Source organism: Streptomyces sp. NPDC091289, assembly GCF_044757365.1.
In the GTDB taxonomy this organism is placed as follows: Bacteria; Actinomycetota; Actinomycetes; order Streptomycetales; family Streptomycetaceae; genus Streptomyces.
Map to the genome: position 1 here is coordinate 97344 of NZ_JBIVUT010000011.1, position 18513 is coordinate 115856.

21 protein-coding genes and 1 riboswitch are annotated in these 18513 nt (G+C 72.3%); of the genes, 14 read left to right on the forward strand and 7 right to left on the reverse strand.

Translation table 11 applies throughout. The annotated features are described in order from the left end of the window. Nucleotides 1-28: 28 nt before the first annotated feature. Both ACIQPT_RS16455 and ACIQPT_RS16460 read right to left on the reverse strand, forming a co-directional pair. A complete protein-coding gene (locus ACIQPT_RS16455) occupies nt 29-1213 on the reverse strand; it encodes a glycosyltransferase family 4 protein (protein ID WP_401156713.1) in 1185 nt (394 codons plus the stop codon). Next, on the reverse strand, nt 1210-2586 hold the full coding sequence (locus tag ACIQPT_RS16460; RefSeq protein WP_401156490.1) for a hypothetical protein: 1377 nt from the start codon (nt 2584-2586) through the stop codon (nt 1210-1212). Before ACIQPT_RS16460 ends, ACIQPT_RS16455 begins: the two co-directional genes overlap by 4 nt. A gap of 142 nt (nt 2587-2728) precedes the next feature. On the opposite strand from ACIQPT_RS16460, the gene ACIQPT_RS16465 reads away from it, so the two are divergent. Both ACIQPT_RS16465 and ACIQPT_RS16470 read left to right on the forward strand, forming a co-directional pair. After that, the gene (locus tag ACIQPT_RS16465; protein WP_401156492.1) at nt 2729-4015 is read left to right on the forward strand and encodes a sensor histidine kinase; all 1287 of its coding nucleotides are present in this window, start codon (nt 2729-2731) and stop codon (nt 4013-4015) included. After that, entirely contained in the window at nt 4009-4677 is a 669-nt protein-coding gene (locus tag ACIQPT_RS16470; protein ID WP_401156494.1) for a response regulator, read from the forward strand. The genes ACIQPT_RS16465 and ACIQPT_RS16470 overlap by 7 nt, the downstream gene beginning before the upstream one ends. Here ACIQPT_RS16470 and ACIQPT_RS16475 read toward each other — a convergent pair. The 5 genes from ACIQPT_RS16475 to ACIQPT_RS16495 form a co-directional block, all read right to left on the reverse strand. Then, nucleotides 4666-5742: an ABC transporter ATP-binding protein gene (locus ACIQPT_RS16475; protein WP_401156495.1), complete on the reverse strand. Its 1077-nt coding sequence runs from the start codon at nt 5740-5742 to the stop codon at nt 4666-4668. The genes ACIQPT_RS16470 and ACIQPT_RS16475 overlap by 12 nt on opposite strands. A gap of 23 nt (nt 5743-5765) precedes the next feature. Beyond that, nucleotides 5766-7382 (reverse strand): ABC transporter permease, encoded by a 1617-nt coding sequence (locus tag ACIQPT_RS16480; RefSeq protein WP_401156715.1) that lies wholly within the window; start codon nt 7380-7382, stop codon nt 5766-5768. 83 nt (nt 7383-7465) lie between these two features. After that, entirely contained in the window at nt 7466-8563 is a 1098-nt protein-coding gene (locus ACIQPT_RS16485; RefSeq protein WP_401156497.1) for a thiamine ABC transporter substrate binding subunit, read from the reverse strand. 81 nt (nt 8564-8644) lie between these two features. Continuing rightward, a riboswitch (TPP riboswitch) is annotated at nt 8645-8761 on the reverse strand. A gap of 84 nt (nt 8762-8845) precedes the next feature. After that, nucleotides 8846-9952: a 23S rRNA (adenine(2503)-C(2))-methyltransferase RlmN gene (rlmN, locus tag ACIQPT_RS16490; RefSeq protein ID WP_401156498.1), complete on the reverse strand. Its 1107-nt coding sequence runs from the start codon at nt 9950-9952 to the stop codon at nt 8846-8848. A 171-nt stretch (nt 9953-10123) separates the two neighbouring features. Beyond that, on the reverse strand, nt 10124-10945 hold the full coding sequence (locus ACIQPT_RS16495) for a class I SAM-dependent methyltransferase (RefSeq protein WP_401156500.1): 822 nt from the start codon (nt 10943-10945) through the stop codon (nt 10124-10126). Between the two features lie 56 nt (nt 10946-11001). Between ACIQPT_RS16495 and ACIQPT_RS16500 the strand changes: the two genes are divergently transcribed. The 12 genes from ACIQPT_RS16500 to ACIQPT_RS16555 all read left to right on the forward strand — a co-directional run bounded on the left by ACIQPT_RS16500 (nt 11002) and on the right by ACIQPT_RS16555 (nt 18318). Further along, on the forward strand, nt 11002-11718 hold the full coding sequence (locus ACIQPT_RS16500; protein WP_401156502.1) for a GntR family transcriptional regulator: 717 nt from the start codon (nt 11002-11004) through the stop codon (nt 11716-11718). A 551-nt stretch (nt 11719-12269) separates the two neighbouring features. Then, nucleotides 12270-12716, forward strand: coding sequence for a protein kilB (locus tag ACIQPT_RS16505; protein ID WP_401156504.1), 447 nt, complete (start codon nt 12270-12272; stop codon nt 12714-12716). A 94-nt stretch (nt 12717-12810) separates the two neighbouring features. Next, nucleotides 12811-13083, forward strand: coding sequence for a DUF6284 family protein (locus tag ACIQPT_RS16510; RefSeq protein ID WP_401156506.1), 273 nt, complete (start codon nt 12811-12813; stop codon nt 13081-13083). Then, nucleotides 13083-13508, forward strand: a complete 426-nt coding sequence (locus ACIQPT_RS16515; RefSeq protein WP_401156508.1) for a hypothetical protein — start codon at nt 13083-13085, stop codon at nt 13506-13508. Before ACIQPT_RS16510 ends, ACIQPT_RS16515 begins: the two co-directional genes overlap by 1 nt. Next, nucleotides 13505-14365, forward strand: a complete 861-nt coding sequence (locus ACIQPT_RS16520) for a DUF2637 domain-containing protein (protein WP_401156509.1) — start codon at nt 13505-13507, stop codon at nt 14363-14365. Before ACIQPT_RS16515 ends, ACIQPT_RS16520 begins: the two co-directional genes overlap by 4 nt. Beyond that, nucleotides 14365-14688 carry an RRQRL motif-containing zinc-binding protein gene (locus ACIQPT_RS16525; RefSeq protein ID WP_401156511.1) on the forward strand — a complete coding sequence of 108 codons (324 nt, stop codon included), beginning with the start codon at nt 14365-14367 and terminating at the stop codon, nt 14686-14688. Before ACIQPT_RS16520 ends, ACIQPT_RS16525 begins: the two co-directional genes overlap by 1 nt. 11 nt (nt 14689-14699) lie before the next feature. After that, the gene (locus ACIQPT_RS16530) at nt 14700-14924 is read left to right on the forward strand and encodes a hypothetical protein (RefSeq protein ID WP_401156513.1); all 225 of its coding nucleotides are present in this window, start codon (nt 14700-14702) and stop codon (nt 14922-14924) included. Between the two features lie 14 nt (nt 14925-14938). After that, nucleotides 14939-15289 carry a DUF6251 family protein gene (locus ACIQPT_RS16535; protein WP_401156515.1) on the forward strand — a complete coding sequence of 117 codons (351 nt, stop codon included), beginning with the start codon at nt 14939-14941 and terminating at the stop codon, nt 15287-15289. A 3-nt stretch (nt 15290-15292) separates the two neighbouring features. Then, nucleotides 15293-15439, forward strand: coding sequence for a hypothetical protein (locus ACIQPT_RS16540; protein ID WP_401156517.1), 147 nt, complete (start codon nt 15293-15295; stop codon nt 15437-15439). 8 nt (nt 15440-15447) lie between these two features. Further along, nucleotides 15448-15636, forward strand: coding sequence for a hypothetical protein (locus ACIQPT_RS16545; protein ID WP_401156518.1), 189 nt, complete (start codon nt 15448-15450; stop codon nt 15634-15636). A gap of 78 nt (nt 15637-15714) precedes the next feature. Next, the gene (locus ACIQPT_RS16550; protein ID WP_401156520.1) at nt 15715-16059 is read left to right on the forward strand and encodes a hypothetical protein; all 345 of its coding nucleotides are present in this window, start codon (nt 15715-15717) and stop codon (nt 16057-16059) included. A gap of 117 nt (nt 16060-16176) precedes the next feature. Continuing rightward, on the forward strand, nt 16177-18318 hold the full coding sequence (locus ACIQPT_RS16555) for an FtsK/SpoIIIE domain-containing protein (protein WP_401156716.1): 2142 nt from the start codon (nt 16177-16179) through the stop codon (nt 18316-18318). Nucleotides 18319-18513 lie beyond the last annotated feature (195 nt).

The following is an 18513-nucleotide window of genomic DNA, read 5'->3' on the forward strand; positions in this document are numbered from 1 at the left end:
GGGCGGCGGCCCGTTGTCGCGATGCGGGTCAGGGCGTCAGCAGGCCGGCGAGGGTGTCGTACGTCCGCTCCCACCCCCACGCCTCCCGGACCCACGCCCGGCCCTTCTCCCCCATCGCCGCGGCCGCCGCCCGGTCCCGCAGCAGCGCGACGAGCCGGTCCGCGACGGCCACGACGTCGCGGCCGTCGACCACGTGACCCGTCTCCCCGTCCCGTACGGTGTCCGGCGCGCCGCCCGAGTCGCCGACGAGAACCGGGAGCCCCGCGGCGGCGGCCTCCAGGAAGACGATGCCGAGCCCCTCCACCTCCAGGCCCCGCCTGCGGGTGCGGCACGGCATGGCGAAGACGTCGCAGGCCGCGTAGTGCTCCGGCATCGCCGCGTGCGGCTGCCCGCCGGCCAGGACCACCGCGTCCGCGACCCCGGTGCGGGCGGCGAGCCGGCGCAGGGCCCCGGCGTACGGTCCGTCCCCGGTCAGCAGGAGCATGGCGTCGGGCACCGCGCGCCGCACGGCGGGCAGGGCGCGGATCAGGGTGTCCTGGCCCTTGCGCGGGACGAGCCGCGCCGCGCAGAGGATCACCGGCCGCCCGCCCAGGCCGTACCGCTCGCGGACACCGCCCGCCGGGCTCCGTACGCCGTCGCGCGCCCCTTCCGGTACCGCCTCCCGTTCCCCGTCCCGTACGCGGAACGCCTCCGCGTCCACCCCCGGCGTCAGCCGCACCATGCGGCGGGCGGCGGCCGGGCCGAGTGCGGCGGCGATGGGCGCGCGGGTGGCCGCGCCCAGGTAGGTCACCGTGTCGGTACGGTCGCCGATGCGCCGGAGCAGGGCCCGGGCCCCTGGCGTGCGGGCCCACCACACCTCATGGCCGTGCGTCGTGGCGACCGCCCGCCGTATCCCGGTCTCCCGGCGCAGCCGGTCCGCCATGAGCCCGAGCGGTGCGGCGGCCCCGAACCAGACGCTGTCGCAGCCGTGGCGGCGGGCGAGCTCGACCGCGCGGGCGGCGACGCGCGGGGTCGGCAGCAGCATCCGGGCCGGGTCGCGGACCACGGGGTGGGGCAGGGCGGCGTCATGGGCGGCCGCCCCGGGCTCGGCGGAGGTGTAGACGACGACGGAGTCCGCGGGGAACCGGCCGGTCATCGCGTGGACGAAGGTCTCGATGCCGCCCTGGCGCGGCGGGAAGTCGTTGGTCACGACGAGGGTGCGGCGGGTCATCAGGAGGCCTGCTTCCGTTCGCGTACGAGGTCGCGTACGAATTCGCGTACGCGGAGGGGATGAACGGGGTGGACGGGTGCGTGCCACGCGAGGGCGCACACCGCGAGGACCAGCGGGTGCACGAGATAGCCGAACCGGGTCGCGGGCATGAACGCGATGGCCAGGAGCAGCCCGAGCGCGAGCCGCGCGGCGGCGGCCGCCGTGGTCGCCGGGGGCCGGACGAGCAGGGAACCGGCGAGGAGCAGGGCGCTCACCCCGAGCAGGAGCAGCGCCAGGGTTCGGCCGCCGGGGACCTGGGTGGCGAGCAGGTGGCCGGGGAGCGGGCTCGCGGCGGACGAGACCGCGTCGGTCAGCCCGAGGGGGAAGTCGACGACATGCGTCCGGAAGGCTGCCGGGTCGCGCAGTGCGGCGGGCAGGACGAGCGCGGCGGCGGTGAGCAGGGTGACGAGCGCACAGCGGAGGGCGCCACCGTCTCCTCGACGGCCGCCGCCCCGGAAGGCGGCACGGCTCCCCCGGTGTCCGTCGCCGCCGAAAGCGACACGGCTCCAGGGGCGATGGCCGTCACGCACGGAGACGGCGCGCTTCCCTTCGCCGCCGTCACACCCGAAGGCGGCGCGCTTCCCATCGCGGCCGTCGCCCCCGGAGGCCGTGGCGAGCAGCGCGAGGGCCACCGGCACCGCCGGCCACGCGGTCCACTTGAGGGCGGCGGCCAGGCCGAGCGCCAGTCCGGCCGCTCCGGCTCTCCCCTGCCCCGCCCGGGCCAGCCCCAGACACATCAGCCCCGCCACCGGCAGATCCACGCCCCCGACCGCGAGCGGCAGGGCCACCAGCGGGCAGGCCGCGAGCCACCGGGGCAGCTCGCGGCGGGACTTCGCCGGAAGCGCGAGGGCCAGCGTGCCGAGGAAGGCCGCGCCCATCCACAGCCGCGGGTCCGTCAACGGCCCGGGCCCGGCCACCGCCTCCGGGATCCCGAAGGCCGCCATGCCCGGGAGGTACGGGTTGAAGTCCTTAGGCGCGGCGGGCCGTTCGGCGTACGGCGTCCCCTCGGAGAGCAGGAGTCCCGCCGAGCGGGCCACGACGTCGACCTCCAACTGCGCCCGGTCCACGGCGAGAAGCAGCAGCAGGGGCAGCAGCACCGCGCCGGTGGCGGCGACCGCCCCGGCCGTACGGGGGCTCCGCCCGAGGGCGGCGAGCACCGCGGCGGCCGTGTAGCCGAGCGCTGCGGCCACGCCCCAGACCCGGTGCGGGCCGAGCGAGGAGAGGGCTCCGAGCGCCAGGGCGGCGGCCGCGCAGCACGCCCACCAGACGGCGTCGCCGGGCAGGGCGGGGCGGTCCCGGTACCGGCCGGGAAAGGTGGGAAGCGTGAACGTGGCCATGGATCCGAGGCTAGGAACGGACCGCGCACGGAACGTCACACCACCGTCCGGTCCTTCGGGTCAACCCGTGGCATGAGACGGCACCGCGAATTCCACCCGTGCTCCGATGCGCCCACCCCCCGGAGTAACGAAGAATCTCCGTATGACGCGCACCATCACGGCGGCCGGCCCGGCCACCGGACCCACCGCCCCGCCACCGCCGGACCGCGGCATACGGCGACGCCTGCGGCACTGGACGGCGGAGCCCGCCTACGCCTGGCTGACCGGGGCCGCGCTGACGCTCTTCGCGGTCGTGGAGCTGGCCGTCGTACCGGGTTCGGCGGTCACGGTGTTCGGGGTGCTGGTCTGCACGTCCTCGCTCGCGCTGCGGGCGGCCTGGCCCGCCGTCGGGTTCCTGACCGTGGGCGCGGCGCTCCTGAGCTTCGCGACCGACGGCAACATGGCGTACGCGACCATCGCCGGCTCCCTGATCGGCTGCTACACGCTGGGGCGGCACCGGGTGCAGCATCCGGCGGTGCTGGTCCTGGCCGGTTCGCTGGGCGCGCTGACCGTCAATCTGGTGCACATCGACCGGTGGGCCCGGGACGGCTCGCCCGGCCTGCCCATGCTCCAGGGCACCGACCGGTTCAGCCTCGGGCTCTACGCCGAGACGCTGGTGCTGACGGTGATGATCCTGGGCGCGGTGAGCACGGGCGACGCGGTGCGGGCGCGCGAGGAGACCCGGAACACTCGGGCCGCCGCCCAGTCGCGGCTGCTGGCGATGGAGCGGCGACAGGCGGCCGAGGAGGAACGGGCCGCGATAGCGCGGGAGTTGCACGACATGATCGCGCACTCGGTGTCGGTGATCGCGGTGCTGGCCGAGAGCGCCACGTACACGACTCCGGACCTCTCGCCCCCGGCGCGGGACGCCTTCCAGGAGATCGCGGGCACGGCACGGTCCTCGATGGCGGAGCTGCGGCGGCTGCTCGGGGTGCTGCGGACGGGCGACGGCGCCGAAACGGCTCCGCTCACCGCCCCGCAGCCTTCGCTGGCCGGCCTCGACGACCTCCTCGACCAGCACCGGGCGGTGGGCGGGGCGGCGGAGCTTCGTGTCACCGGCGAGCGGACACCGCTGCAGGCGTCGTGGGAGCTGTCGGCGTACCGGATCGTCCAGGAGGCCCTGACGAACGCCCGGCGGCACGCCCCGGGCGCGCACGCGGTGGTGGAACTCCACTACGGACCGCGTCTGTTGACGGTCCGTGTGACCGACGACGGGCCGGGCCCCGGTCCATCGGGCGGCTCGGGCGGCTCCGGTGACTCCGGTGACTCCGAGCGGCCGGGGCACGGGCTGGTGGGCATGGCGGAACGGGCCGCGCTGCTCGGCGGGGCGCTCACCACCGGCCGGGGTCCGGCCGGTGGCTTTCTCGTGGAGGCGGAGCTGCCGTGGTGATCCGGGTGCTGGTGGCCGACGACCAGGCGGTCGTCCGGACGGCGTTCTCCGGTCTGCTGAACACCCAGGACGACATCGATGTGGTCGGGGAGGCGGAGGACGGCGAACAGGCGGTGTGGCAGGCGGCCGAACTCCGTCCCGATGTGGCGTTGTTGGACATCCGGATGCCCCGGCTCGGCGGCATCGACGCGGCGCGCGAGATCGTCGCGGCGTCGGGCGGGGCGACCAGGGCGCTGATGCTGACGACGTTCGGCCTGGACGAGTACGTGTACGACGCGCTCACCGCCGGAGCCAGCGGCTTCCTGCTCAAGGACGCGACCTTTCCCGAACTGCTGCACGCGGTACGGGTGGTGGCGGACGGCCATGCCCTGCTGGCCCCCGAGATCACCGGGCGGCTCATCGCGGAGTTCGCCCGGCAGCGGGTCGGCACTCCCCCGCCGCGCTCGATCGACGGGCTGACCGCGCGCGAGGCCGAGGTGCTCGTCCTGATCGCCCGTGGCCTGTCCAACGCGGACATCGCCGACCGGCTGACCATCACCGACCACACAGTGAAGACCCATATCAACCGGCTGTTCGCGAAGATGGGGCTGCGGGACCGGGCGCAGGCGGTGATCCTGGCGTACGAGCTGGGTCTGGTGGTGGCGGGGAGCTCAGGCCCCTGAAGGCATCCCGGACCCTGAAGGCGCCCCGGCCCCTGGAGGCGTCCCGGACCCTGCCAGCACCACCGTCTCCGCCGCGTCGAAGCGGACGCCGACGAACGCGCCCTCGTCCGGGGTGTCCCGCAGGGCGCATTCGGCCTCCAGCACCGGCGCGTTCTCGGGCGTCAGCCGTACGGTCACGTGGTTGCCCCGGAAGGTGCGAACGCCGACCGTGCAGCGCAGGCCGTCCTCGGGGGCGCCGATCAGGACCCCGGCGGGGCGGACCAGCAGATCGACCTCGCCCTGCGGGGAGCCCTCGGGCACCGGGACCTTGCCCCAGGCGGTGGCGGCGGCCTGTCCGGTCACGGTCGCCGCGGTGACGTTGTCGAAGCCGAGGAACCGGGCGACGAACGCGGAGGCGGGGCGCTGCCAGACGTCCAGCGGGCTGCCCTCCTGCGCGATCCGGCCGTCCCGCATCACGACGACCCGGTCGGCGAGCGCGAACGCCTCACCCTGGTCGTGCGTCACGGCCAGCACGGTGGTCCCCAACTCCTGGAAGAGCGTGCGCAGTTCGACGACGAGCCGTTCACGGAGGCTGCGGTCGAGCTGGCCGAGCGGCTCGTCCAGCATCAGGAGCTTCGGGCGCGGGGCGAGGGCCCGGGCCAGGGCGACGCGCTGCTGTTCGCCGCCGGAGAGGGCGGCGACCGCGCGGCGTTCCGCGCCGGGCAGGCCGACCAGCTCCAGCAGTTCACGGACCCGGGCGTTCGCCTCGGCCCGTCCGACGCCGTGCATCCGGAGGCCGAAGGCGACATTGGCGCCGACATCGCGGTGCGGGAAGAGCTGATGGTCCTGGAACATCAGGCCGAGGCCGCGCCGGTGGACGGGGACGCCCGCCTGGTCCCGGCCGGCCAGCAGGACCCGGCCGCCGTCCATGGGCTGGAGTCCGGCGACGGCCCGCAGCAGGGTGGACTTCCCGCTGCCGCTGGGTCCGAGGACGCAGACGATCCGGTGGTCGGCGACCTCCAGGTCGACCGCGTCCAGCGCGGCCCGCTTACCGAACCGTACGGTGGCGGCCTCCAGGCTCAGCATGTGCGGAACTCCCCTGCCATCGTTCAGAACTCCCCGGATCGGTCGGTGCGGATACGTTCGAGGAGCAGCAGCGACACCGCGCACACCAGCATCAGGATCGTGCTGAGGGCCATCGCCTGCCCGTAGTTGAGCTCCCCCGACCGGCCCAGCAGCCGGGCCACGGCCACCGGCAGGGTCGGGTTGTCGGGCCGCGCGATGAAGACCGTCGCGCCGAACTCCCCAAGGGAGACGGCGAAGGCGAAGCCCGCCGCGACCAGCACCGCCCGCCGCACCAGCGGCAGATCGACCTCGCGCCAGGCCCGCAGCGGCGAGGCCCCCAGCACGGCGGCGGCCTCCCGCAGCCGGTCGTCGACCGCGCGCAGCACGGGCAGCATGGTCCGTACGACGAAGGGGACGCCGACCAGCGCCTGGGCCAGCGGGACCAGGATCCAGGAGGTCCGCAGATCGAGCGGCGGCTTGTCCAGGGTGATGAGGAAACCGAAGCCGACGGTGACGGCGGACACCCCGAGCGGCAGCATCAGCAGCGCGTCGAAGCCCCGGACCAACCGCCCGGCCCGCCGGGTCAGGGCCGCCGCCGCGAGCCCGCCGACGACGAGGGCGATGAGCGTCGCGACGAGCGCGTACCGCAGGGAGTTGCCGACGGCCTCCAGCGGCGGGACCAGGAAGGTGGAGGAGGCGCCGGACCCGGCCGACTGGAGGGCCCGGTAGTAGCCGAAGCCGTAACCGCCGGGCCCGTCGAACGACCGTTCCACCAGCACGCCGAGCGGCAGCAGGATCAGCAGCAGCGCGGTGAGCAGGACACCGCCGAGCAGCGCCCACTGTCCGGGTCCGCGCGGCCGGCGGGAGGTCTGGGCCGGGTCGACGAGCTTCAGCGCCCGCTCCCGGCGGCGTACGGTCGCGGCGTGCACGGCGAGGATCCCGCCTACCGCGGCGAATTGCACCAGGGTCAGCACGGCGGCCGTCGGCAGGTCGAGGAGTTGCGCGGTCTGCCGGTAGATCTCCACCTCCAGGGTGGAGTACGCCGGTCCACCGAGGATCTGCACGACGCCGAAGGAGGTGAAGGTGAAGAGGAAGACCATCAGCGCGGCGGCGGCGACGGCCGGGGCGAGCGCGGGCAGCGTCACCCGGCGGAAGGCGGCGAACCGTCCGGCGCCGAGCACCCGGGCGGCCTCCTCCTGCCGGGGGTCCAGCTGGGACCAGAGCCCGCCCACCGTGCGGACGACCACGGCGTAGTTGAAGAAGACGTGGGCCAGGAGGATCGCCCACACGGTGGTGTCGAGGCGGACGCCCCACAGTTCGTCGAGGAGCCCGCCGCGTCCGAGCAGCGCCAGGAACGCGGTGCCGACGACGACGGTCGGCAGCACGAACGGCACGGTGACGACCGCCCGCAGCACCTGTTTGCCGGGGAAGTCGAACCGCGCGAAGACATACGCCCCGGGCAGCGCGATCAGCAGGGTGAGCGCGGTCGAGGCGAGGGCCTGCCAGGTGGTGAACCACAGGACGTCGAGGATGTCCGGGCGGGACAGCACCTCGCCGATCCGCCCGAACTGCCAGTCGCCGCCCGCGTTGAGGCCGCGGCCGACGATCGCGGTCACGGGGTAGGCGAAGAACACCGCGAAGAACGCGACGGGCACGGCCATCAGGCCGAGCCGCACCGCGGTTCCGCGCCGCCCGGACCCGCCACCGGCGGGCCGGACGGCCTCGGCGGTCTTCGCCCCGGGCTCTACTTCAGGACCAGCGACTGCCACGACTTGATCCACTGCTCACGGTTGGCGGCGATCTTCTCGGGCGTGACGGTGGGAGGCGTGTCGACCTTCTCGCCGTGCTTCGTGAACAGCTCCGGCAGCTTCGCGTCCTTCACGACCGGGTTCACGAACATGTTCAGCGGCATGTCCTCCTGGAACGTCTTGCTGATCAGGAAGTCCAGCAGAGCCTTGCCGCCCGCCTCGTTCTTCGCGCCGGTCAGCAGTCCGGCGTACTCGGTCTGCCGGAAGCAGGTGCCGGTGGCGACCCCGGTGGGGGCCTCCTTCGGCTGGGGGTCGGCGTAGAGCACCTCGACGGGCGGACTGGAGGCGTAGGAGACGACGAGCGGCCGGTCCGCGTTGGCCTTCTTGCCGCCCGCGGAGCCGGAGAACTCCTCGTTGTACGCCTGCTCCCAGCCGTCGACGACCTTGACGCCGTTGGCCTTGAGCTTCTTCCAGTACGTCTCGTAGCCGTCCTCGCCCTGGGTGGCGATGGTGCCGAGGAGGAAGCCGAGACCGGGCGAGGAGCTGGCCGCGTTCTCCGTGACGAGGAGGTTCTTGTACGCGGGCTTGAGCAGGTCCTCGAAGGTCTTCGGCGGCGCGAGCTTCTTGTCGGCGAAGTACTTCTTGTCGTAGTTGACGCAGATGTCGCCGGTGTCGACGGGGGTGACCCGGTGCTTCTCGTCCGTCTGCGTGTCCGCCGCGACCGTGTCCAGGCCCTTGGCCTCGTACGCGGTGAACAGACCGTTGTCGAGGGCGCGGGAGAGCAGGGTGTTGTCGACGCCGAAGAAGACGTCGCCGCGCGGGGAGCCCTTGGTCAGGATCTCCTGGTTGAGCGCGGCCCCGGCGTCGCCGCTCTTGAGGACCTCGACGGTGTAGCCGCTCTCCTTCGTGAACGCCTTCAGCACCTTGTCCGAGACGTTGAAGGAGTCGTGGCTGACCAGGGTGACGGTCTTGGAACCGCTGCCCTTGGACGCCCCGGAGCCCGACGGGCCGTCGTCGCTGCCGCAGCCCGCGAGCACGGTGACGCCGAGAGCGGCGGCGAGCGCGGTCGCCGCGTACTTCGTGGTGGTGTTCATGTGATTCCTCCTGGAGGTGACCAGGAAGAGACGCGGCCCCGCCCGCTGTCCGGCGGGCCGGAAGCGGGCAGGGCGCAACAGCTTGAGTAAGGTCCGAACTTCCTACCCGGAATGACCCGGGCGAGGTTCAGAGGGTCTGCGGCCAACCTGTCCTTGGTGCCGCACTCTCAGCGCTGTGGCGCTCCCCTGTCGGAATATGAAGTTGATTTCGGCCCAGGCTACACCGACGGTTTTCGGCCGCCCGCCCGGGAGCGGCCAGCGCTCGGACCGGCCCGGGAAAGGCTAGCGCTCGGAGGCCGCCAGCTGACCGCAGGCCCCGTCGATCTCCTGGCCACGGGTGTCCCGGACGGTGACGGGCACGCCGTGGGCCGCGATGGCCTCGACGAACGCCTTCTCGTCCTCGGGCCGCGAGGCGGTCCACTTGGAGCCGGGCGTGGGGTTCAGCGGGATCAGGTTGACGTGCACCCGCTTGCCCTTGAGCAGCCGGCCGAGGAGGTCGCCGCGCCAGGCCTGGTCGTTGATGTCCCGGATCAGGGCGTACTCGATGGAGATCCGGCGGCCGGACTTCTCCGCGTACTCCCAGGCGGCGTCCAGCACCTCGCGGACGTTCCACCGGGTGTTGACGGGGACCAGGGTGTCGCGCAGCTCGTCGTCCGGGGCGTGCAGCGAGACGGCGAGACGGCACTTGAAGCCCTCGTCGGAGAAGCGCAGCATCGCCGGGACGAGACCCACGGTGGAGACGGTGATCCCGCGCTGCGAGAGGCCGAGGCCGTCCGGCTCCGGGTCGGTGAGCCGGCGGATCGCGCCGACGACGCGGTTGTAGTTGGCGAGCGGCTCGCCCATGCCCATGAAGACGATGTTGGACAGCCGCGCGGGACCGCCGGGCACCTCGCCGTCGCGCAGGGCGCGCATGCCGTCGACGATCTGGTGCACGATCTCCGCGGTCGACAGGTTGCGGTCGAGGCCGGCCTGTCCGGTGGCGCAGAAGGGGCAGTTCATGCCGCAGCCGGCCTGCGAGGAGATGCACATCGTGACGCGGTCCGGGTAGCGCATCAGGACGGACTCGACGAGCGTCCCGTCGTGCAGCTTCCACAGGGTCTTGCGCGTGGTGTCGTCGTCGCAGCTGATGTGCCGGATCACGGACATCAGATCGGGGAACAGCGCCTCGGCGAGCTTCTCCCGCGACGACGCCGGGATGTTGGTCCACTCGGCCGGGTCGTGCGCGTACCGCGCGAAGTAGTGCTGCGAGAGCTGCTGGGCGCGGAACGGCTTCTCACCGGTCGCGGCAACCGCTTCCTTGCGCTCGGCGGGCGTGAGGTCGGCGAGGTGCCGCGGCGGCTTCTTGGCTCCGCGGGGCGCGACGAAAGTGAGTTCTCCGGGCTTAGGCATGGTTCATCCAGTGTGGCAGACACGCCGAGGTGCCCCGGGTCGTCACCCAGTTCAGCGACGACCCGGGCCGGACGGTGCCGGTCGTTGATGGTGGTTGTGGGTCGTCGTCGGCGGCCCTCCGACGGCCCACAGACGGCCCGGCCCCGTGACCCCGTCCGCAGGTCAGGGCAGTCAGTCGGCACTGCCACCGGGAACCGTGCCGACGGCCAGGAGGTGCGAGCTGGCGGCGAGGAGTTCCGGGTACGGCTCTGCCATGCGTGCCGCGTCCATGGCTGAGGCGATCAGCTCATCCGTGGGACCTTCGCCCGGCTGCTGCTCCGCCGCCTTCACCAGCGACCAGGCGGGGCCCTCGATGCCGAAGACCTGCACATCCTCCAGTCCGGAGGCGACCAGCTCCGCCACCAGCTCTTCGGCCCGGTGGAAGTACGACAGGGTGAACCCGCGCGCTCCGTCGTAGACCGCCGTCTCCAGAATCTTGGAGACGGAGTTGTGAATCCGTTCGGTGTGCAGGTGGGCGTACGTGACGTGCTCGAAGAGCGACGCATAGCGATTGATCGCGGCTGCGACGACCAGCCCGCCGGGCCTAGCCACGCGGGCGGCTTCCGCGAGCGCCCGTTGCCGGTCCGCCGGGTCGGGCAGATGGTAGAGCGGCCCGAGGAGCTGAACGACATCAAAGGTGTCGTCCGGCTCGGGCAGATCGCGCGCGTCACCGACAACCGCCGCGCACACCGCCGACGCGGCCTCAACGTGACGCGGCACCGGGTCCACCAGGGCGACGTCGTAGCCGTCCTTCACCAGCCATTCAGCGTGAATCCCGGTCCCCCCGCCCACGTCGAGCACACGCGCCGGCGCGGGGGGCAGAAAGCGTCGGAGGAGTTCCTGAGTTCTGACCAGTTCCATCCGACCGTCTGCCGAGCTGCGCAGGCGGCTGTCCTCGTTGACCGTCTCGCCATAGAACCGCATCACGGAGGGTGCCAATTCGAGATTCGACATGGTCGCAGTATCGTGTGTACCGGTGGACCAGTCCAGCGCAGGAAATAGGGGAAGCCATGGCAGTCCTGAAGTACGAAGAGATCGCAGAGTTCCTGCGCGCCCGCATCGCCGCTGGTGAGATCGCTCCCGGGGCCACAATTCCATCCGGCCGCGAGTTGGCCGAGCAGTGGGATGTGTCACGAGCCACCGCCATCAAGGCCGTCGATGTGCTGCGAAACGATGGCGTGGTCGTAGCCAAGCAGGGAACCGGGTTCGTCGTCACGGAGACGCCCGTCGCACGCCCCGCCGGGGCTCGCCGTGCGGGGTCGGCGCGCATCCTGGGCGGGATGCCGTTCCTGCGCGTCGGTGAGCCTGATTGGGCGGAACCCCCCGCCCGCGTCGCCGCCGCTCTAGGACTCACCTCCGGGACGACGGCGCTTCGGCGTGTTCGGGTCCTCCAGCTCCCGGACGGCACGCCGAACAGTTGCGTTGAGGCGTGGTTCCCCCCGGAGGTCGCGGAGGTGTCACCTCGCCTTGCCGACACTCACCCGATCGCCGAAGGCACGACGCGCTACATCCGGCGCCAGACCGGGCGGGCCCCGTCCGAAGGCGTGGACGTCACCACGGTGCGCGGCGCATCGGAGACGGAGGCGGAACGCTTGGGGGTGCCGCAGGGCGCACCCGTAGCAGTGCTGCTGCACACGGCGTACGACGAGCAAGGGAAGCCGCTGGTCTGCGAGGAGGGCGTCACGCCGTCGTCGCTCTTCGAGCAGGTGGACACCTACGCCATGTAGGCACGGAGCAGCAGAGACAGCTGGACCGGTCCACCGGTTCAGCTTTTTTTGTCGCCCGAAAACACCTCTCCACCTGCACTTTCCCTCACGGCGGGGAAGTGGCACGCAGACTTGCCGCTTGACTGGACCGGTCCACCGGTCCAGTCTCTTGTTGTGGCCACCGCCCGATCCGGAACTTCCGGAAGGGGGCGGTAGCCCACGCAGAAGGGGCCTTCTTTGGGCTGCTTCGACCTGCACGACCGGGCGTCACGTCTTCGGGCGAGACGCCAAGGGGCCCGGGACAAATCGGGCCGAGGTGCACCGGCGCCTTGTCATTAACCGGATGGCTTAGACCGCAAGGTCACGTCTCCATACGCCTACAACGCGGGGCACGCAGCGCTACCTGGTACGGGCGCTGCACTCGCGAAGGAGACATCGCACCACCCCACCCTCCGCAGCTCACGCTGCGGCCGGTTGCCTCCCCCGCCCGTCCAGACCGCTTCACGCGGTGCTGTACGGGCGGGGCTGAGGGGAGCCGGACACCCGGATTCATTCAACGAGAGGGGCTCACCATGTGGATCAGTGTCATCGCGGTACTGGGAACCCTGCTGGGTTCGGTCACCACCTACATGCTCCAGCAGCGCACCGCCCGCCGGGACCGTGCCGAGGTTCGTGGGTATGAGGAGCGGCGGGACCGGATCGCCGCCGTCACCGCGCTCACGGTGGCGCTGGCCGATCACCGCCGGTCGATGTGGGTCCGCGAGGACCTGCGGCTGTCCGGCGCTTCGGACGCCGACTACCAGGCCGCCCGCGCGGCCAGTCACAACACCCGCTCCGCTCTGACCGCCCCGCTCACCACGCTGGCGATCCTGGCCCCCGACCTCGCCGGGGTCGCTCAGGGCGCGGCCGGCGCGACGTACGCCCTGCGGAACACCGAGAATCGCGAACTCCTCGACTTCTACCGCGAGGCCGCGATCGAGGCCGCCGACGAACTCGTCCGCGCCGCCGCCACCGCCTGACACCCCAACGCCATTCACGACACAGCGCGGCCCCGGTGCAGGAACACCGGGGCCGCTGTCGAGCCGCACCACCTTCACAGGGAGAGAACGACTCATGAAGACCATCGCAGCACTTCAGGCGGCCGTTACCGCCGTTCCATTCGAGGGTGAGCCGTCGGACGCCGAGCTGGACGCGATCGAGACGGAGATGCCCGCCGTCCTGGCGGACGTCGTCCTGCTGGACGCGCAGATCATGACCATCGACCGCACGCCGACGGAGCTGGACGAGCGGCGTATCCGCCGGGCCCGCCGGCGGGTGCTGGCGGCTCGCCGGGAGCTGGCCAACCGGTCGGCCGCCGTCGTGAGCCTGTCGGGGGGTGCGGCCTGATGAGTCGCTTCGATCTCACCGCGTACGACCGCAGCCGCATCCTCGCCGCCCGGCAGGCCCTGGCGGACGCGCAGTCCGTGAGTCTGCTGGATGTGTCCGCTATGGCCCGGATGATCGGCCGCCTTGAGGTGACCGTGGAACAGCTGGTCGAGATGGTCGGCGGCCCGCCCGTCGGCACTCCGGTGCAGTGCCCGGCCGCGCACCCGGAGGACGCGACGCCGTGCGGGGGCCCGGTCGTCGTGACCGTCATCGACGCGGAGAACGCGGGTGCCGACGGGTGCGAGCACCACGCGGCCCGCATGCTGGCCTCGATCAGCGGCGCTCGCCCGGTCGCCAAGCCCGATGCCCCCGCCGGGGCGGGCGTACGAGTCTTCCGCACGGCCCACCACACCCGCCCCTTCCCGTGGCGGGGAGACCAGTCATGAACCGCTTCGGCAAGGGCCTGCTGATCGCCGCTCTCGTCGGTGTGGTCGCCATGGCGTTCCGGGTCTCCTGGAACGCCCTGCGCGACGTCGCCACCGCCACCGGAGCCGACCCCACCGCCGCGACCCTCTACCCCTTTGTCGTCGACGGGCTGATGGCCCTCGCCCTCGTCGCGACCCTCGTCCTGACCGGCGACGCCCGCCGGTTCGCCCTGCGGGTGCTGGCCGCCTACACCCTGGCCTCACTCGTCCTCAACTACGTCCACGGACTCGTCCCGCAGCTTCACGACGAGGTGGTCGACTGGGGTCGACTGGCCGACTGGGACCCCGCCAACTGGGCCCTGGTCCTGCTCGCCACATCGCTGCCGGTCGGGTCGATCTACTTCGGCTCCGACCTCGTCGCCAAGGTCCTGCACCACCGACCGACCGAGCACGCGGCCACCACACCAAATCATGATGAATCGGCTGAGACATATGTAAATCGGTCTACGGCTGACCTGGGAGTATCGGCCCCCGCGCCGATCACCCCGGCCCCGGCGGCGTTCCCGGCGGCTCCGGCGGTGTCGCTGGTGAAGTCGACCGATCGGGCCCCGGTTGGCGCGGTGGCCGCCGAGACGACCCGCCCGCGCCGGGCAACCGGACGCGTGCCCGAAGCGGCCCGATCGAGTCGACCGGCCCGCACCGCCGACCAGCTGCTGACCGAGGCCCGTACGGCTACCGCCGCATGGGCCGATCGGGAGCTGACCGCCGAGGGCATCCGCAAGGCGGTCCACACGTCCCCGGCCAAGGCCCGCGTCCTGCGCGACACCCTGCGCGCCGAGCGCGAGCAGGCGGCCGGTCCGGGTGAGGCGGCGGCCTGATGGCCGACGTCTACCTGTGGCACCTCGCCCCGGACGGGTTGGCCACCCGCCGTCAGCTCCGCGCGCTGGGGTTGCGGCCGGGTGGTCAGGACGTCGTTGCGGAACTCCACCGGCCCCGCCGCCGGCGGGGCCCGCTGGTCGCCTACCTCTACCGCATCGACCACGCCCGCCCCGTACGCCCCATGACCCCGGGCCGTGCCGCCGCGCTCGCTGCGGCGATGCGGGCCCGCCGCACCTGCCCCAACTGCCGTACTGACGTGGGCTATTGCGTCCCCCGGTCGCTTGGCATGTGCGTCACCTGCCACGACACTCCGTCGTCCTGAAAGGGCAACTCATGACCTTCCGCTTCACCGTCGACCCCCTTGACGGGCCGTCGCTGACCGCCGAGGCCGTCACCATCCGCCCCGACACCGACCGCGCCCAGCCCGTGGTCGCCATCCGTACGAGCCCCGGCAGGAAGGGGCCGAGCCCCACCCTGTACGTCCCCCTCGACCGCATCGACGAGCTGCTGGACGGCATCAGGGACATCGCCCGCCAGGCCGCCGAGTCGGCCAACTGACCGGGAGGCACCCCATGGACCACCTGCCCGCACCCCGCACCCCGTCCGTCGTAAAGCTCCCGGACGGCACCCCCGCCTACACCGACCACCTCCCCACCACCTACCAGCCCACCAACACGGCACCGCAGGTCATCCACGTCCACCAGGCACCCCCCGACCGCACCGTTCAGCGCCTCGCTCTCGGCTCCGGCATGGGCGCCGGGGCCGTCGCCGCCGGCGTCTACTTCGGCCCGCTCCTCGTCGGCGTCCTTACCGCCATCGCCGCGAACCTCGCCCTGCTCGCCCTAGTCGCCGCCGTGTGCGCCTGGGGCGTCGTGGCCGTCGTGAAGTCCGTGAGCGACACCAAGACCCGTAAGAGGCGGTAGCCGATGCCCCGTATCCCCTGGCCCGCCAAGGGCCGCCGCCACGCCTGCGAGAACCACTGCCCGCAGGAACTGGACCACGAGAAGTACTTCTCCCGGGGGCTCCCCGCCCCGTGCGGATGCACCCCCATCGACCCGCGCAAGCGCTCCTAGGAGACGGCATGTTTCAGGCAGGCCAAGAGGTGCTGATCGTCTCCTGTGACGACGACCCGCGTGCGGCCGGGCGTACCGGCCGGATCGTCGACGAGACCCCTCCGGGGCCCCTCACCGGTGGCCGCTGGACGGTGCACCGCGTCGGGCTGCTGATCGGCCCCTTCCTGTGCCACACCCACGAGTTGCGGCTCACCTGACGACTGCCCGCGCCGCCCCGGCTCCCGGGGCGGCAAGGGGAGCCGGGCAGTCCGGCCCCACCCTTCTGGGAGGTCCCCGTGTCCAGCAACAACCCCACGGTCTACAGCTACACCCGTGCCGAGTCCCGGGAGCGCGCGAAGCTGTTCCGCAAGGGCTTCCGTCAGGCCCTCGCGGACTGCGTCGACCCGGACATCAAGCGGAAGATCGAGCGCATCGACCAGTCCGCCGCCGCCCGGGGCACACAGGAACTGGCCGCGCTCCACAAGGTCCAGGCCGACGCCCGCCAGGACCTCGCCGCAGCCAAGGCCGTCGAGCGCACCGCCCCCCGCGCCGACAGGGCCGCCGCCCGTGAGGCCCGCAAGCAGGCAGAGCAGCGCGTGAAGCTCGCGGAGCGGGCCGTCCACAAGGCCGAACAGTCCTGAACCGGTGGCGGCCGGACCCGGCCAAGGAAACCGGCCGCCCCCATCACACCCCGTCCCATTGCACTGAGCAGGAGAGGCACGTTCATCATGACCGAACCCGCCAGCACGGCCCCCGTCATGGGGACCGTGCACCACCTCGACGACCACCGCCCCACCACCCCCGACACCACCACCGAACCGGTGGTGAGCCTGGTCAAGGACCCCACCACCGACCCGACCACCTCCGACGCCCCGCCGACTGCTCGCCGCGTGTCGCGGGTGGTCCGTACCGCCCGCATGGTCCGCAGGGCCGCGACGCATGAGCGGACCCGTTCGGCGGGCCGGTTCACGGTCCGGCACGGCATGTACGTGATCGGCGGCGGCCGGATCGTGGCCCGCCGGGCGTGGGAGGGCCGCACCGCCGCCCGCTACGAGCGGATGCTCAGGGCGGCGGAAGCCGCGGGGAACCTCGACCTCGCCACCGAGTGGGAAGAGCGCGGCCAGCGGTTCCGCGCGGCCCGTCACCAGCGGCGCATGGACTTGCTGTCGGCTCCGGTGAAGGCGGCCAAGGGGGCGGCGGCCGGGCTCGGCATCACCGCCGGTGGCCTGCTCTTGCTCGGGATCATCCTCGCCGTGGCGAACGAGAACTTCGCCGACCTCGCCGCCCCCACCCTGGCCCTGATCGAGCTGGTCCGGTGGATCGTTGTCATCATCACCGTGGTGTGGGGGCCACTGGTCGCCCTCGGGCCGTGGGCGGCGCTGCTGGCCCTGTGGGGTGTGGGGCGGCATCAGCAGGCCGCCCCGCAGTGGGTTCTCCCGGCCCGTGCTGCGGACGTCGGTGCGCCGATCACCCCGTCCGTCGTGGTCACCGCTCTGCGGGACCTGGGGATCGCGCCGCTGAGGCAGGCGGTGAAGGAGATGGGGGATGCGGGGGCGGCGATGCTCGGGCCGATCCGGATTGCCGGATGCGGCGTAGAGGTCGATGTCACCCTTCCCTCCGGCGTTGCTACCGACGAAGTGCAAAAGCGCCGGCGGAAGCTCGCGGAGAACCTGAACCGGCACGAGCACGAGGTGTTCATCACCATTGCGCAGGCCGCCCGCACGGTCCGGCTGTGGATCGCGGACAGCGGCGCGCTGGACGAGCCGATCGGCCCGTCCCCGCTGATGACGGACACCACCCTGACCGCCGACTACGCCAAGGGAAAGGCCCCGTGGGGCCAGGACCTGCGCGGGGACGCCGCCCTGATCAGCCTCTACCAGCGGCACATGCTCATCACCGGCCTGTCCAACCAGGGCAAGACCGCCGCCCTGCGCGCACTGGCCCTCTGGCTCGCCCTCGACCCGCGCGTCGAGTTCCGGGTGGCGGACCTGAAGGGTGTTGGGGACTGGGGCATGTTCGACGGGCTTGCCACTGTGCTGATCCAGGGGCCTACCGATGACCATGTCATCGAGGCGACCGAGATGCTGGAAGACCTGGTCGACGAGATGGAGCGCCGCATCCAGGCACCCCCGGGCACCGTCTTCACGCCGTTGATCGGCATTGTCGACGAAGCGCAGGTCGCGTTCATGTGCCCCGTGGTCGACGGGGAGAAGCGTCCCTACGGCGGGACCCGGGCCACGTCCCGGTACTTCATGGCCGCACGGAAGATCCACAACCAGGGCCGGGCGGTGGACGTGCTGCTCTTCCAGGGCACGCAGGACCCCACCGACCAGAACCTCCCCAAGCTGGTCCGTGAAGGCGCCCACACTCGCGCGTCCCTCGCGCTCGGCACCGAGTCGCAGGCCCGCATGGCGCTCGGGGACAAGGCGGTCGACGGCGGGGCCGCGCCGAACCTGCTGCGGCCGGGCCTGGACAAGGGCACGGTCGTCGTCGCGTCCGACGGGATCAAGATTCCGACCGGGCAGGCCGCCTTGACGGTGCGGACGCACTACATCAGCACCGACGACGCCGCCGAGATCGCGGAGCGGGCCAAGGCTCTGCGTGACGGCGTCACCACCCTCCACACCGACGACCGTGGTGAGGAGCGCGACCCGCTCATGGACGTCATGACCGTCCTGGGAGACGCGTCCCGCGTCCTCACGACGGACGTCCTGAAGCGGCTGACTGCGCTGAGCGAGGACGCCTACGGGAAGTGGTCGCACCTGGACCTCAAGCGGGTCCTGGACGGCACCGGGGCCGAGCCCTACAAGTCCGACGGCCGCATGGTCATCGCCCGGGACCGGCTCTTCCGCCACCTCGCCAACCGCGACACCGACGGTTCCGCTTCCGCCGCCGAGTAACAGGGAGCCGACCCCACCGGGGTCAGGGAGGCAGGGAGAAGTCCCTGACCCCCTCCCTGACCCGCCTCCCTGACCCTGACCAGCCAAGACGACCTGTCAGGGAGGCAGGGAGGCACCGCAGGTCAGACCCCCGAAACCCCCTCCACACGCACCCCCACAGGGGGTGCCCACGCCTCCCTGCCACATCGGCGGCAG

Excerpts from the sequence above, each read along its gene's own strand:
- ACIQPT_RS16460 (WP_401156490.1), bottom strand. The coding sequence starts at position 2,586 with ATGGCCACGTTCACGCTTCCCACCTTTCCCGGCCGGTACCGGGACCGC.
- ACIQPT_RS16465 (WP_401156492.1), top strand. The coding sequence starts at position 2,729 with ATGACGCGCACCATCACGGCGGCCGGCCCGGCCACCGGACCCACCGCC.
- ACIQPT_RS16475 (WP_401156495.1), bottom strand. The coding sequence starts at position 5,742 with ATGCTGAGCCTGGAGGCCGCCACCGTACGGTTCGGTAAGCGGGCCGCG.
- ACIQPT_RS16480 (WP_401156715.1), bottom strand. The coding sequence starts at position 7,382 with ATGGCCGTGCCCGTCGCGTTCTTCGCGGTGTTCTTCGCCTACCCCGTG.
- ACIQPT_RS16485 (WP_401156497.1), bottom strand. The coding sequence starts at position 8,563 with ATGAACACCACCACGAAGTACGCGGCGACCGCGCTCGCCGCCGCTCTC.
- rlmN (WP_401156498.1), bottom strand. The coding sequence starts at position 9,952 with ATGCCTAAGCCCGGAGAACTCACTTTCGTCGCGCCCCGCGGAGCCAAG.
- ACIQPT_RS16495 (WP_401156500.1), bottom strand. The coding sequence starts at position 10,945 with ATGTCGAATCTCGAATTGGCACCCTCCGTGATGCGGTTCTATGGCGAG.
- ACIQPT_RS16500 (WP_401156502.1), top strand. The coding sequence starts at position 11,002 with ATGGCAGTCCTGAAGTACGAAGAGATCGCAGAGTTCCTGCGCGCCCGC.
- ACIQPT_RS16505 (WP_401156504.1), top strand. The coding sequence starts at position 12,270 with ATGTGGATCAGTGTCATCGCGGTACTGGGAACCCTGCTGGGTTCGGTC.
- ACIQPT_RS16510 (WP_401156506.1), top strand. The coding sequence starts at position 12,811 with ATGAAGACCATCGCAGCACTTCAGGCGGCCGTTACCGCCGTTCCATTC.
- ACIQPT_RS16515 (WP_401156508.1), top strand. The coding sequence starts at position 13,083 with ATGAGTCGCTTCGATCTCACCGCGTACGACCGCAGCCGCATCCTCGCC.
- ACIQPT_RS16520 (WP_401156509.1), top strand. The coding sequence starts at position 13,505 with ATGAACCGCTTCGGCAAGGGCCTGCTGATCGCCGCTCTCGTCGGTGTG.
- ACIQPT_RS16525 (WP_401156511.1), top strand. The coding sequence starts at position 14,365 with ATGGCCGACGTCTACCTGTGGCACCTCGCCCCGGACGGGTTGGCCACC.
- ACIQPT_RS16530 (WP_401156513.1), top strand. The coding sequence starts at position 14,700 with ATGACCTTCCGCTTCACCGTCGACCCCCTTGACGGGCCGTCGCTGACC.
- ACIQPT_RS16535 (WP_401156515.1), top strand. The coding sequence starts at position 14,939 with ATGGACCACCTGCCCGCACCCCGCACCCCGTCCGTCGTAAAGCTCCCG.
- ACIQPT_RS16540 (WP_401156517.1), top strand. The coding sequence starts at position 15,293 with ATGCCCCGTATCCCCTGGCCCGCCAAGGGCCGCCGCCACGCCTGCGAG.
- ACIQPT_RS16545 (WP_401156518.1), top strand. The coding sequence starts at position 15,448 with ATGTTTCAGGCAGGCCAAGAGGTGCTGATCGTCTCCTGTGACGACGAC.
- ACIQPT_RS16555 (WP_401156716.1), top strand. The coding sequence starts at position 16,177 with ATGGGGACCGTGCACCACCTCGACGACCACCGCCCCACCACCCCCGAC.